Raw genomic sequence first — 13,933 nt, forward strand, 5'->3', positions numbered from 1 at the left:
TGCCCTGCGAACGCACGGCCGCCCACAGTGCACCATTCGCACCGATGGCCCCAGGAGACAAAAGGCTCGTCAGATCTCGTGCTTTGGCTGGGCTGCGCGTAGGGCATCAAGCGCTAAGCGAACCGCATCGATGCCTGAGACGCTGGGCTGGATCGGCCTGAAAATCAGGCGGCCGTTCCGGTAGTCCAGGCCCAACGCCTTGCTGTTCCGCCATTGGGACGCCGACGGCTTGTTCCGAGGGGTGATCGCGATGGCCTCGGGACCCACATCGACTTTGCCGACGCCCAATTCCGACGCTGCTATTCGCAACCTGGTAAATTCCAGCAAAAGGGCTACTTCGCCAGGCATGTCTCCAAAGCGGTCCTCGAGCTCTTCGCTGAATGTATCGAGGTCCGGCTCCGAACGGATGCGGGAGAGCCGCGCATAGAGGCCAACGCGCACCGTAGGCTCGTCGACATAGCTCTCGGGAAAAGCCCCCTTTCCCGAGCCATTGATCTCGGCAAGTTGCTTGCCGAAGTCGGGCCCTCCGCCAGCCGCCGAGACCGCCCGCTCCAGCAAGTGCTCGTACAAGCCCACTCCGATCAGCTTCATATGCCCGGCCTGGTCTTCGCCGAAAAGATCTCCGGCGCCACGCAGGTCGAGGTCTCTTTGACTGATCGCCAGGCCGGAGCCGAGCCGATCGAGCGCAAGCATCGTCGAAAGCCGGGCCCTGGTACCGTCGGCCAGTTCAACGCCAGGTTGGGTCAGAAGAAACGCTACGGCCTGCACCGCCCCCCTTCCGACCCGGCCCCGCAGCTGGTGCAACTGCGCCAGACCGAACCGGTCGGGGCGCCAAACGATGATGGTGTTGGCCCGCGGCACATCGAGGCCGCTCTCGATGATGTCGGTGCTCAACAAAATGTCGCCATCACCGTCGGCGAATCCGACCATGACTTCGTCCAGCTGTCTCCCCTTCATTTCACCATGCGCCGTCTTGACCCGGAGTTCCGGCACCAGTCTGTTCAGTTGGTCACAGGCCGGGTCAATATCCTCGATCCGCGGGACCACGAAGAAGCTCTGTCCACCCCGGTGAAATTCACGCAGGAGGGCCGCGCGCACCGATGCTGGATCGAAAGCTGCCAAGATCGTGCGAACGGGACGTCTTTTGGCGGGCGGAGAGTTTAGAACGCTGACGTCCTGGATGCCTGACAACGCCGATTGCAGCGTCCGGGGTATCGGTGTGGCGGTCATGCTCAGCGTATGGAGGCAAGGCGTCATGGTCCGCAGGGCCCGCTTCAACTTGACCCCGAACCGGTGCTCCTCGTCGATCACCAGCAGTCCAAGATTGGCGAAGGTGACGCTCCTGGACGCCAGGGCCTGAGTACCCACAACGACCGCAACCTGGCCGCTCCGCAGACCCTCTTTTGCCGCTCTCGCGTCCGCTGCCCCGACCATTCTTGAAAGGTGGGCGACCTGCAGGCCGGTTCCTGCGAAGCGGCGGCTGAACGTCTCATAGTGCTGTCGTGCCAACACCGTTGTCGGCGCTATGATAGCAACCTGTTTCCCGCAGAAAGCCGCGGCGGCGCAAGCACGCAGGGCGACCTCTGTCTTGCCGAAGCCGACATCGCCGCAGACGAGCCGGTTCATTGTTCTTCCCGACGAAAGATCATCGAGCACAGCGCGGATGGCGGCCGCTTGGTCGGGCGTCTCCGTATAGGGAAATCTCGCCGCAAAACGGGCCAAGTCCGTGCGGGAGGGCTTTATGATCTCGGCAGGCTGGCTGGACCTGATTTTGGCAAGACTCAAGAGGCGTTTGGCCAGCCTGTCGATCTCGCGCAACGCAGCTTCGCGTCGCTTCGGCCAGCCCTCGCCTTTGAGGCGATCAAGCGACACTGCCTCCGGTTCCGAGCCGTAGCGCCATATTCGTCCAAAGTCGTCGACCGGAACCAGCAAGGAAGCCCCGCCATGATATTCCAGTCTGACGACATCCTGTTGCTGGCCAGCCAACTCGACCTGTTCGACCGCGGCGAGCACGCCCAGGCCATGGTCTTCATGGACGACGACATCGCCAATGCGCAACTCGGGTTCGAGTATGCCCGTGGTCGCGCTCCCGCTCGCCTTTAACGCGGGCCCAAACAGGTCGGATGCGGCCACCACGGCGATATTGGATTGCGCGTCGACAAACCCTTCGTCGAGGACGAATTCAGCCTTGAGAACAGAGCCCCTCGCGGCCGAAAGGATTTGCGGCAAGTCGGCCGCTTCCTCTGCCCGCCGGCCTAGTCTCCTATCGAGCAGGCGATCTGCTCGCTGCAGTTCAGAGGCATCGCCGGTGAACACTACTCTGACTCCGGCGCTCGTCTGCCTTGTGACGAATTCCGCGAAATCATGCCCGGGTCGGGCCTGGCGGAAGAATTTGGGAACTCCCACGGCAGAAACGGCAAGTCTCACGCAGCAGCGGTTAAGCAGAGCAGCGTCCCACTCTTCACGGGATAGGTAAAATCGTCCGGGCAAAGGTTTTTTCGTTCCGGCTGCCTCCTGCCTGGCACGACGTGCATCCTCGACCAGATCCAGAATTCTGCCGAGCGGCTGCCCGTCGGTCCCTTCAAGGAAGGAGATCGAAGCGCTGGATGCCGCATCGAAGACGGATGGCATAGCGCCATACGATGCGACCAGGCGCTCCTCCATCGACGTCGCGCGCATCGCTGTCAACTCAGGATGCTCACCAGCTTTAAAGATCAGCTCGGATGCCGGTCCGACCGTAATCGAGTCTCGAACCTGATCGCTGAGCTGACTGAGCGGGTCGTAGGTCTTGAGCTGGCGGATGCAGGCATCGGGACCAACGATGATGCGAACGGGGCCGTCCGCGCCAGCAGGAAAAATATCGATGGGATCGCCCCGAAAGGCTATCTCACCCGGTTCGTCGACCCTCTCGTCGACGACATAGCCAATGGCTTCGGACCTGGTTCTGAAATCGTCACGGTCGAGCTTTTGTCCCACCTCCAGAATTGTGAAACCGCCAGCGATGACCGGAGCAGGCGGCACCCGCTGCAGAATGGCTTCGAGCGACATCACAGCGACGCGCGGGCGATCCGGCTTCGTTGCGATCTCACGCAACGCACGAAGCCTTCGCCCCATATTGGCGCGTGTGGGCCACACCCTGTCGTAGGGCAGGCAATCCCAGGACGGCAGCAAGATGATATCCGCGTCAGGCAGGAACTGACGCAAGGCGCCGGCGATCTCCTCGGCACTGCGTTCCGAGGGAGCTATATGGATGATGTGCTTGTCCCGACTGGTCTCCAGGCCACGGGCCAGCGCTACCGCGATTGCTGAGGATGGCGGTCCGCCGTGCCCTATGGCAGACCCGCTGTCATCCGTGTGATCGATTTGTTCGACATCCGTCCGCGAAATATGCCTGTTCACTGAAATCTCACCTTGCCACTGAGACAACGTCAGCGGAGCCACCCCGTTCCTGGTGGCGCATCAAAGAGTTCCAGGACGGGCTGCGGGTGCAGCCCTCGAAAGGGCGGAGCGAAGGGTCAAAGCTGCGCCGTGATCGGCGAACTCCTGGGGCTGGCTGCCCAGCGGGACATTTCTAACCGAGCCTATGTCATAGGTTAATGCATTGCTGCCTGGCTCACCTATGGCTGTCCTAAAAAACTGGTGCTTCGATCATTCCGGGATCTTCAACCACCCTCGACGCTGGCAGAACGCTCCAGGCATGGGACCATGCCGCACGGCGGCGCCTTCTGCCGCCGCGCATATGTCCCCATGCCAATCGGAACTTTTGGCGCGGATAATAGTTCGATCACCAACATCAGCCAGGTAGTCAATTTGTTCCCCACCTCATCCTCGGATGTACTCATTCGCAAGCTTCAGACCATCTCGGATCTTCGAGAGGCCGACATCGGCGTTCTGAAAGGCATTCCGATCCAGGAGAAGGAATATTTGGCCAACCACGATCTGGTGCGTGAGGGCGACCGTCCTGTTTACTCGTTTATCGTTCTTGATGGCTTGGTCGGTTCCACCAAACATACGGGCGAAGGAAAGCGACAAATCACATCATTCTTCGTCGCCGGCGACATTCCTGATCTGCATGGGCTGCATCTGTCGGTCATGGATTGTAACTTCTCGACCCTTACGCCGGCGCGAATAGGTTTCATGCGGCATGACACTCTGCGCGCCGTTTGCGACCAGCACCCTCGCATCGCCACCGCTTTTTGGCGGTCGACGTTGATAGATGCCGCGATCTACAGGGAGTGGGTCATCAATGTGGGAAGACGCGAGGCATACACCCGCATGGCTCACATCCTGTGCGAACTGATTTTTCGCTTGCGCTCCATGGGGCGCATTGAGGATCACGTGGCGGATATCCCCATTACACAGGCGGCCCTTGGCGATGCACTGGGTTTGTCCACGGTCCACGTCAACCGGATGCTCCAGGAACTACGACGCAGAGGCCTCATTGCCACCTCGGGATCAAAAGTTCACGCACTGGACTGGGCTGGCCTCACTCACGCAGGAGATTTCGACACGACCTACCTGCACCAAAGGAACCCCGCAGATTAGCAGTGACGGAAGCTCTCCGATGGCACGATTTTTCTTCGACAGCGGCGATGGCGATCTCATCTTCGAGGACGAAATAGGTGTCGAATGCGCTGGGCTCGAGGAGGTCCGCCGCGCGGGATTCGAGGGCCTTGTCGACCTCACGAGAGAGTCACTGAAGAGCGTCGACGGGCAGCAATTGTTTATCGAAGTGCGCGATGAAAATGGCGCCAAGATTTTGCGGCTGAGCCTCTCGCTTCGGGTAAAATCGAACGTATAAATTTGCACTCTACGCGCAGCGTTAGGCGAGCGGACTGGGACTGCAAACATCCACTGGCATGTCGTGTCTCAAAACCATGGCCACTTTTGAGCGACATGCATTAACCCATAGATTGTGCCTCGATTTGTGTACAGGACGGGGAACCATCAAAGAGCCGCCGAGTTCGTCCAACGGACAAGCTCGGAATCTGACATGGAAGAAATCGGCAAGGCACAACAAAAGGTCATAGCCCGCCTCATACGGGAGTGGATTTCATCGGACGCCAATCGTCGCCAGCTTCGCCAGTTGCTGGATCTGCCGACAGATGCGGACATGCCCAGCGAGCATCGGTCATTGCTTGACGAACTCGACCGAAAGCTCAACCAATGAGCGCCCCTGCTTTCGGGAGGGCTTCCGAGTGGATGCGAGCCGGTGGCGAGGGAAAGGAGCTGAGGTCGACATCTGGTTGAGGCCGCCGACATTTGACCGAAGCAGACGCGAACGCTTTACGCCGGACGGCGCCGATTGGCCGAAGAAAGGATGTTCGGTGGTTTCGTGGAGCCGCGGTCGGATTCCTAGAGGTGAGTTTCTGCACCTTGCTGCGCGTTTAAAAGTTGAGAAACGGCAGTTATGATCTGCGGCAGAAAAAAGGGCTTGGTGATCATTATGCTGTTGGGCACGCCTTCCGCTCCCCAGTGTACCGCGCTGTCGCCACTGATATAGACAACCGGGATGGTCGAGTTGGACCTTCGCAAGTGCCGAGTGACCTCCCACCCCGACTGTCCTGCTCCCAGACGGATGTCCGTGAGCACGGCCTTGAACTTGGTCGGATCGGGGTCGAAAGCCGCCAGCGCGTCGGCGGCACTCCGAGTGCCGACGACCTGGAAGCCGGCCTCCTCCAAAGCTGACTCGAGGTCGAGCAGGATCATTGTCTCATCTTCGACGATCAGAACAGCACCTTCGCTCATCCGGAATCTCCCCAAGCCGCCACCGCTAATACGAGTTCGGCGTCAACTTGGTTCCATCTGACGCGCAGCAGCCTGTTGGTTATCGAAGCTCTACGCTGCCTCGATTGCGCGGCGGACTTGTGACGTCGGGAAGCCACCCTGGAAAAGGCCGACACCGGCTTAGCTGCTTCGACAGCCTTGGACAATGAGGTTGAATTACAGGTTGTAGCCGACGCTTAACCGTTGCCGACGAGGTCGCTTTGATCAAGCGTTCTCCTGATCTCCAGAAGCTTGCTGGATCTGCGTCATCACCTTTTGGGGATCCACATTCTCGGCGAGTTCCGGCAGCTCTTTGTCGGCCGGGGTCGAGATATTCAGACGCGCCGTCAAGGCAGCCACCATCTCGATCAGCCGCGTGGTTTCATGTTCGTTTAGAAGGCTGATCTGCAAATCCAGTTCGGCTCGGCGCTCGCTGTGGGCGGCCATTCTGTTCTGATTGATCAGCACAAAGGTAGACAGGAAGATTGCCTCAACCGAGGCGACCATGGCCAGGATCACGAAAGTCGGGTCCCAGGCTGGGACGGCTGGTATCTCGCCAAGGTTTGCGAGGACCCAGACGACAAGAATTGCAAGGTGCAGATAGACGAAAGTCATGCTTCCCGCGAAGCGCGAAACAGCGCCGGCGACCCACGCTTGAACGCCTTGGTGCTCCTCTTGCTGCCGCCTGTGCTCCACCAGGGCCTGTATGTTCTGGTGGAGCACCGACTGCATGTCGGCTGGACGTTGGTCGCTCATTTGAAAGCCCCGTTTGGAGATCATTCCGTGCAAGCGGCGTCGCTTATCGCCGGTGGCTCCCGCGAGGCCGGATCTGCCTTGAACTCGACGGCACGAGACTTGGGTCGCTGCCGACGGCCCGCTTGGAACAAGGTGTGCCGGCCTGCAATAGTGTGCACCATGCCAACCACCGCTTGCGGGGCGCTCTGATGAACCATATGGCCGGCGCCCGGAACCACCTCAAGGAGAGACCCACCGACTTCCACGTGCAAGCGTCGTGCATCGCGTTGCGCGTCGAACAACCGGTCCCCGGATCCCGCCATGATGCCGGTGGGCACGGCAATGTCCCTATAGTTGGCTTTTCCCAAGAGGGACGCGGCCAGCATCGATGCTGTCTCCAGAGAAACCGCCCGCAGTTGGGAAGGGCGGCTGGCGACATCTTTGGCCAGTGCGGCGAAGTCGCCGGCGACGACGGCGGGTTTAAAGATCTTCTCCATTGCCCAATGCCAAGCAAGCCTTACAAGCGGGGGCAGCAAGGTGTGACGAAACGCGGTGCCGATCACAGGCAATGCAGGGAGTGCGGCCAGTGCAAGATCCAGCCGCGGTGGCGGATAGTAGTAACCCGAGACCAGCACGATGCCGGCGACCGATTGAGAATGCCTGCGCGCCAATTCGAGGGCGATCCAAGCTCCCCAGGAATGTCCAAGCACGAGGTATTTCTCTATACCCAGCCCGCAGGCGGCGGCATGTATAAGGTCGGCTTGGTCGCGAGCGGACCAACGCCGGCCGCGCGGCCGTGAGCTTCGCCCAAAACCGGGACGATCAAATGCAATCACCCGGTAGGTCTTTGCCGCCTCATCGAAGATGCCGCTCGACTTGAAATCCTCCGCCATGGATCCATTGCCATGCAGGAGAAGCAGCGGCATGCCGGTTCCGGCTTCGATAAAATGCAGGCGCACACCATCGATTTCCATCACACGTCCGCATGCCCGGCCGGCAATCGCACGTTTGGCGCGGATGGCGTTGTATGCCGCCAGCGCCGCCAACGAGGCCGCGAGCAACCCGGTCGCGAGTTTCGGTCCATCTCTGTCGAACGCCATGCCCGTGCCTGTTGGAAACTATCTCCCGACCCCAACTCTCGGGGCGAAAGCTTGTTCCGCCAGACAAGACAACGCTGTACAACCGGCTCAAGCGGCTAAAGTAGGCCTTCTCCATGGAGTTGGGACCGTTAAGCCTGGGCAGCGCTGCTGCCTCCCATTTTCCAATCACCCTGCCAACGTGCGCGCACGGCAATGATCAGCATGGCCGCTTCCGTCATCCCGGTCTGGAAAAGTCTGACCAGCTCTCTCGCGATGGATTCTGCCGCGGTAGTGTCCGACGAAATCTCAAATTCCTCACACAGCGCGTCGAAAACCGACCGAAGCGTTTTCAGGTCGTCTGGATAGAGAGCGTCCGTATTCGTAAGAATGGGTCGGTCAAGCATCAAAACGTCTCCAAACGAGTGAAGTGCGGTTCGGGCACCCAGCCAGCGGGAGCTCGTCAAGTGCCCGCTGGTTTCCCCTTTATCCGCCACAGCGCGCCAAGCTGTCATTAACCTATGACCGGTGCGGCGTGTTCGGCTGACCGGCCCGCCAAAGAAACTGCCGTCCTGCGGGGAACTCTTGGCCGCAGACTGCATTTAAGTCCGGGCAAAACGGGGGCGAAATGGGGGCCACTTCAAGCAATCCGCGATCTGAACTGCAGCGCTTCGAGCTTTTGGCAGCGTTGGGCGACCGTATCCGCGAGATTACGGATCCCGCAGAACTGGCCTACGCAGCCGCGGAACTGCTGGGGAACCATTTTGGCATCAGCCGAGCCGGATACGGCACGATCGATCTAGAGAAAGAAACGATCACCATCGACAGGGACTGGAACGCGCCAGGCATCAAAAGCCTGGCTGGGACGCTGAATTTCAGGAACTACGGCTCGTATATCGAGGATTTGAAGCGAGGCGAAACCGTTGTCTTTGAAAACGCCGAGACAGATCCGCGAACCAGCGGCCATGCGGAGGCACTCAAAGCCATCAGCGCCCAATCCGTCATCAACATGCCCGTCACCGAGCATGGCGGGCTGGTGGCGCTGTTATACCTGAACCACTCCGCGCCCAGACGCTGGGCGACGGAGGAAGTAGCCCTCATTTCGGCAGTCGCTGACCGGACGCGTACGGCGATAGAACGCCTTCGCGCCGAACTGGCCCTGCGTGAGAACGCCGAACGCCTTGCTTTTCTCGACCGCCTCGGCAGGGAGATAGCCCTCGCGGCCGACGCCGATGCTGTCATGCAGATCACCACTCGGCTCCTCGGCGAACATCTTGGCGTCTCGATTTGCGCCTACGCCGACATGGAGCAGGACCAAGACCATTTCACCATCCGCGGCGATTGGAGCGCACCTGGCTCGCCCAGCATCAGGGGATATTACAGTCTTGCCGATTTCGGTCGCCTGGCTGTCACCAACCTCAGCGCCAACAAGCCGCTTATCATCAACAACAACCTTGAGGAAATTGCTCCCGAGGAAGCGAAGACCTTTCAGGATATCGGGATAACGGCAACCATCTGTATGCCTTTGGTCAAACAAGGCCGACTGACTGCCCTGATGGCCATCCACGACAAGCAGCGCCGCGTCTGGTCGCAACGCGAACTGTCCTTGCTGACCGAGGTGACGGAGCGGTCCTGGGCTCACATCGAGCGCGTTCGCTCGGAACAGGCGGCACGGGCCAGCGAGGAGAGGCTGAGGCTTGCCACCGACGCGGCCGCTATTGGCACCTGGGATTACGATCCCATCAGCGGAGTGCTGCGTTGGGACGACCGGTGCAAAGCCCTTTTTGGTTTGCCGCCGGACGCGGAGGTGACATATGAAAGCGCCTTCCTGGCGGGCCTCCACCCGGAAGATCGCGCACGGGCCGACGAGGCCGTACGCCAGTCGCTCGCGCCGGGCACCCCCTCCCGCTACGACATCGAATACCGGACGATCGGCCTTCGGGATGGCAAGGAGCGCTGGATTGCCGCAACGGGGGAAGCGCTTTTCCAGTCCGGCCGTGCGATCCGCTTCATCGGCACCGTGGTTGATGTCACCGCGCGAAAGCGGGTGGAGCATCAGCTTCAGTTGATGAACGCTACTGCGGCAGCCGTGGCGGCCGAGCTTGACGTAGAGCGAATTGTCCAGACGGTAACCGATGCCGGCGTGGTGCTGTCGGGCGCACAATTCGGAGCTTTCTTCTACAATGTGATCGACGACAAGGGCGACAGCTATGTGCTCTACGCCCTTTCGGGGGCACCTCGTTCTGCTTTCGAAAACTTTCCCATGCCGCGCAACACCGCGGTGTTCGAGCCCACTTTCCGCGGCACAAGCGTGGTGCGTTCCGACGATATCCTCACCGATCCGCGTTACGGAAAGAACTGGCCCCGCAAGGGAATGCCGGAGGGCCATCTGCCGGTGCGTTCCTATCTCGCCGTGCCGGTCGTCTCGCGTTCGGGCGAGGTCCTGGGCGGCCTCTTCCTTGGTCATTCAGAGACCGGCGTGTTCGCCGAACAGCAAGAAGCGGCCTTGCTGGGGCTTGCGGGCCATGCCGCCACGGCCATCGACAACTCCCGACTGTTCAAGGCGCTGCAGACACTCAACGGTACGCTCGAACAGCGTGTCAAAGATGAAGTAGCGGAACGCGCCAGAGCAGAAGAGCACCTGCGCCAAGCCCAGAAGATGGAAGCTGTCGGACAGCTCACCGGTGGCATCGCGCACGACTTCAACAATATGCTGGCCGTCATCATCGGCGGCCTGAACCTTGTGCAGCGCAAGCTCAGAAACGGCGATACCAACGTCCACCAATTCGTAACCGGCGCGATCGATGGAGCACAACGTGCCGCAGAACTTACCAGGCGACTGCTCGCCTTTTCCCGCCAGCAACCACTGGCGCCGAAGCGGCTGAATCCAAATCGCCTCGTCTCCGGTATGAGCGAATTGCTGAACCGGACGCTTGGCGAGACCATCCAGATCGAGACCGTGCTCGCCGCGGGGTTATGGCATGTCGAGGCCGACGCAGGGCAATTGGAAAGCGCGCTGCTCAACCTTTGCGTCAACGCAAGGGATGCCATGCCTGCTGGCGGCAAACTTACGATCGAGACATCAAACGCCCACGTCGACGATCGCTATGCCAGGGAGAACGCGATCCCCTCCGGCCAGTATGTGATGATAGCGGTCACCGATACAGGAACGGGCATGACTGCTGATGTTGTCGCAAGAGCCTTCGATCCGTTCTTCACCACCAAGGGGGTCGGCAAAGGCACCGGGCTGGGACTCAGCCAAGTCTATGGGTTTGTTCGCCAGTCCGGCGGCAGTGTGAAGATCTATTCCGAGCAGGGCATCGGAACCACCTTGAAAATATATTTGCCGCGTTCGCACCATGGCGTGCTCGACAGCCAAATCGACGTCGTGGCAGGCGAGCACCCCGGCTGTGCAGACGAGATCATCATGGTTGTCGAGGATGAAGATCGCGTCCGGCTGATGGCCGCGGAAGCGCTGCGGGAACTGGGCTACTCCGTGCTGGAAATGCAAGGTCCACGCGAAGCGCTGGTGGCCGTCGAAAGCGGGCAAGTGCCGTCGCTTCTGTTCACCGACGTGGTGATGCCGGAGATGTCGGGCCGGGAGCTGGTGGATCAGGTCAAGACAATGCACCCGTCGCTAAAAGTGCTCTACACCACCGGCTACACACGAAATGCGATTGTCCACAACGGCACGCTCGATTTCGGAACCGAACTTTTGACCAAGCCCTACACGATCGACGAATTGGCAGAGAAAGTCCGGAAGGTGCTGGATCGAAAGTGAACGGGCAACAGCCCGCGACGCTCGCCGTGTGACCGAACCCGGCGTTTGCCGCGTAAGGTGTGCGGCGAAACGGGCCGAAGGTGTCGACACCGACATCGTATTAATATGGCCCGGCTTCACTTTTCCGAGCCAATATCCCTCCAGATTTTGTCTACCTCTTGCCCATCCGCGGCCTTGCTCATTGCCGTGATGGCGCAGCACGATCGAAATCTCGTTGCCGCCGGTCACCGGTCGGAGAAATAAATGCCGCCTCTGGCTCCCTGCGATGCTCAACACTGAAGCTGCCGTAAAAATGCTCGCTGGCCGATGGCCGGATGGAACAATCAACTTGCCGGGATGTTCGGATGGTCTAACCGGAGAGATGTCCATGTTCATGCACAACAAGCGCCTGCAATACACCGTTCGCGTCTCGGAGCCGAATCCTCGCCTGGCCTGCATGATCATGGAACAGTTCGGCGGCGCCGATGGCGAGCTTGCAGCGGCCATGCGCTATTTCACGCAAGGGCTTGGCGAGGACGATCTTGGCCGTCGCGACATGTTGCTCGATATTGCGACCGAAGAACTCAGCCATCTCGAAGTGGTGGGATCAATCGTCACCATGCTCAACAAGGGGCTCAAGGCACAGCTGGCCGAGGGCCAAATGAAGGAAGCCGACCTTTACCTGATGATCGGCGCCAGCGGCACAACAGCCAAGGAATCAATTCTGTTCGGCGGCGCTCCCGCGCTGTGCGACTCAGCCGGCGTTCCCTGGACCGCGGCCTATGTCGACTCGCGCGGTGAACCTACGGTGGATTTGCGGTCGAATATCGCCGCCGAAGCCCGCGCCAAGATCGTTTACGAACGCCTCATCAACATCACCGACGACCCGGGAATCAAGGACGCGCTCGGCTTCCTGATGACCCGCGAGATCGCGCACCAGAAGTCGTTTGAGAAAGCACTCTACGCGATCGAAAACAATTTCCCTTCCGGCAAGCTCCCAGGCGTAGAGAAGTACGCCAGCATGTATGTCAACACCTCTCAAGGCGACGGCGATGTCGCTGGCCCATGGAATTCCGGCGAAGAGTGGGATCGGATCGATGACCTTGAAGAGGTGATGCCCGTCGACGGCGGAGACGGCCTGGCAACTGTCAAGCTGGGGGCCAAAGACATGAAGGTGGTGGCCAGGATGGCCGACCGTACGCTTTCCGATCCGGCTTCCGATCCGACAACAGGCGCTGATCTAGGAGCAGGCCCGGGAGCTGGCCGTACCAAGAACGCCGATTTCGGCGGCGCGGCAAGCATTCAGGAGGCCCCGGCCGTGGCAGAGGCTGCCGTCAAACGCGCACGTAGGCGTTAGCACAGAGCCGACGCGGGCATCTATGTTCCGCGATGCGGCCGGAAGCTAACACCGACGAAGGCAGGGCATCCGACCAGCAACGGACTGGCCGGAGCGCTCGCATCGACATCTGTGCTGAATGTGGGTGAAGCAACCATGGCCACCGCCGCACCACGACCAGATTCGGAGCGTGCGGGCCAGCCGGATAAGGTCCGTCCCGACGGTTGCGAGAACCGGTGCATCGTGACAATCGGAGCATCGGCCGGCGGCGTCGACGCGCTGAAGAGACTTGTCCGCGATCTTTCGCCGGACATCCCGGCGGCTCTCCTCGTCGTACAGCACGTTGGTCCCACGAGTTACCTCGGCGACATTCTCGGTCGCGCTGCCAACATGCCCGTTGCAAATGCCTCCAACGGCATGAAGGTTAAAAACGGGCACATCTTCGTTGCACCGCCGGGAGCTCACCTTCTGTTACACGACGATCATATGCTGCTGCGGCGCGGGCCGCGCGAGAACCTGGCGCGCCCCGCCATCGACCCCCTGTTTCGATCGGCGGCCTGCAGCTTTGGCGGCAGCGTGATCGGCGTCGTGCTCACAGGCAGCCTCTCCGACGGCACCGCCGGCCTGCACGCAATCAAGATGTGCGGAGGCGTCAGCGTAGTCCAGGACCCCGGCGACGCTGCAGTACCCGACATGCCGCTGAGCGCCTTGCAGAATGTGGAAATCGACCATTGCGTCCCTCTGTCCGAAATGGCTGGCCTGTTGCACAGGCTTGCTTCCGAAATCGCAGGACCGACACCAGAAATCCCGTCCGGCATCCGCCTTGAGGCAGCGATTGCAGCTCAGGAGCACAGCACAATGGAATTGACCGAAGGCCAGCTTGGCGCCCCCTCGACATTTGTCTGCCCCGAATGTCATGGCCCCCTATGGGAGATCGAAGAGGGGCCGATTACCCGTTACCGCTGCCACACCGGACATGCGTTCGGAGCGGACGTTTTAATGCAGGCCCAGGCTGACGATGCGGAACAGGCTCTTTGGAGCCTTTTAAGAGCGCACCAGCAGCGGGCTGAGTTGGCGAAACGTACGGCAAAACGCGAAGCCGCGCGGGAAAGACACAGCCTGGCTAGCCAAATGGCTGCGCGGGCCGCGGAGTACGAAGCCGACGCGAAACTTATTGAAGAGATCATCCATCGTCGAACGCCGTGACAAGGCAACAGCGTTTGTCAGGGCGGGTGCGTCTGCGCCATCCCGATCGCATTT

11 protein-coding genes are annotated in these 13,933 nt (G+C 60.4%); 6 read left to right on the forward strand and 5 right to left on the reverse strand.

Annotation, left to right across the window (positions count from 1 at the left end; translation table 11 throughout):
* Positions 1-69: 69 nt before the first annotated feature.
* Entirely contained in the window at positions 70-3,399 is a 3,330-nt protein-coding gene (locus tag NKJ88_RS15625) for a DEAD/DEAH box helicase (protein WP_352444610.1), read from the reverse strand.
* Between the two features lie 306 nt (positions 3,400-3,705).
* On the opposite strand from NKJ88_RS15625, the gene NKJ88_RS15630 reads away from it, so the two are divergent.
* From NKJ88_RS15630 to NKJ88_RS15640, 3 genes are all read left to right on the forward strand, one after another.
* On the forward strand, positions 3,706-4,545 hold the full coding sequence (locus NKJ88_RS15630; protein WP_245274382.1) for a Crp/Fnr family transcriptional regulator: 840 nt from the start codon (positions 3,706-3,708) through the stop codon (positions 4,543-4,545).
* 19 nt (positions 4,546-4,564) lie between these two features.
* A complete protein-coding gene (locus NKJ88_RS15635) occupies positions 4,565-4,801 on the forward strand; it encodes a DUF6894 family protein (protein ID WP_023668023.1) in 237 nt (78 codons plus the stop codon).
* A gap of 192 nt (positions 4,802-4,993) precedes the next feature.
* Positions 4,994-5,170, forward strand: coding sequence for a hypothetical protein (locus tag NKJ88_RS15640; protein ID WP_023687819.1), 177 nt, complete (start codon positions 4,994-4,996; stop codon positions 5,168-5,170).
* Positions 5,171-5,355: 185 nt separating this feature from the next.
* Here the strand turns inward: NKJ88_RS15640 and NKJ88_RS15645 are convergent, their stop codons facing one another.
* The 4 genes from NKJ88_RS15645 to NKJ88_RS15660 all read right to left on the reverse strand — a co-directional run bounded on the left by NKJ88_RS15645 (position 5,356) and on the right by NKJ88_RS15660 (position 7,984).
* Complete coding sequence (locus tag NKJ88_RS15645; RefSeq protein WP_352444612.1) at positions 5,356-5,748, reverse strand: response regulator; 393 nt, start codon at positions 5,746-5,748, stop codon at positions 5,356-5,358.
* A 243-nt stretch (positions 5,749-5,991) separates the two neighbouring features.
* Entirely contained in the window at positions 5,992-6,522 is a 531-nt protein-coding gene (locus NKJ88_RS15650; RefSeq protein ID WP_023687817.1) for a DUF1003 domain-containing protein, read from the reverse strand.
* A 20-nt stretch (positions 6,523-6,542) separates the two neighbouring features.
* Positions 6,543-7,601, reverse strand: coding sequence for an alpha/beta fold hydrolase (locus NKJ88_RS15655; protein WP_023817821.1), 1,059 nt, complete (start codon positions 7,599-7,601; stop codon positions 6,543-6,545).
* Between the two features lie 128 nt (positions 7,602-7,729).
* Complete coding sequence (locus NKJ88_RS15660) at positions 7,730-7,984, reverse strand: hypothetical protein (RefSeq protein WP_023681126.1); 255 nt, start codon at positions 7,982-7,984, stop codon at positions 7,730-7,732.
* 221 nt (positions 7,985-8,205) lie between these two features.
* Between NKJ88_RS15660 and NKJ88_RS15665 the strand changes: the two genes are divergently transcribed.
* From NKJ88_RS15665 to NKJ88_RS15675, 3 genes are all read left to right on the forward strand, one after another.
* Positions 8,206-11,358, forward strand: a complete 3,153-nt coding sequence (locus NKJ88_RS15665) for a GAF domain-containing protein (RefSeq protein ID WP_023725513.1) — start codon at positions 8,206-8,208, stop codon at positions 11,356-11,358.
* 367 nt (positions 11,359-11,725) lie between these two features.
* A complete protein-coding gene (locus NKJ88_RS15670) occupies positions 11,726-12,694 on the forward strand; it encodes a manganese catalase family protein (protein ID WP_023681124.1) in 969 nt (322 codons plus the stop codon).
* Between the two features lie 135 nt (positions 12,695-12,829).
* Positions 12,830-13,879 (forward strand): chemotaxis protein CheB, encoded by a 1,050-nt coding sequence (locus NKJ88_RS15675; RefSeq protein WP_352444615.1) that lies wholly within the window; start codon positions 12,830-12,832, stop codon positions 13,877-13,879.
* Positions 13,880-13,933: the final 54 nt, after the last annotated feature.

This window comes from Mesorhizobium sp. M0016 (assembly GCF_040324035.1).
Taxonomy (GTDB): Bacteria; Pseudomonadota; Alphaproteobacteria; order Rhizobiales; family Rhizobiaceae; genus Mesorhizobium.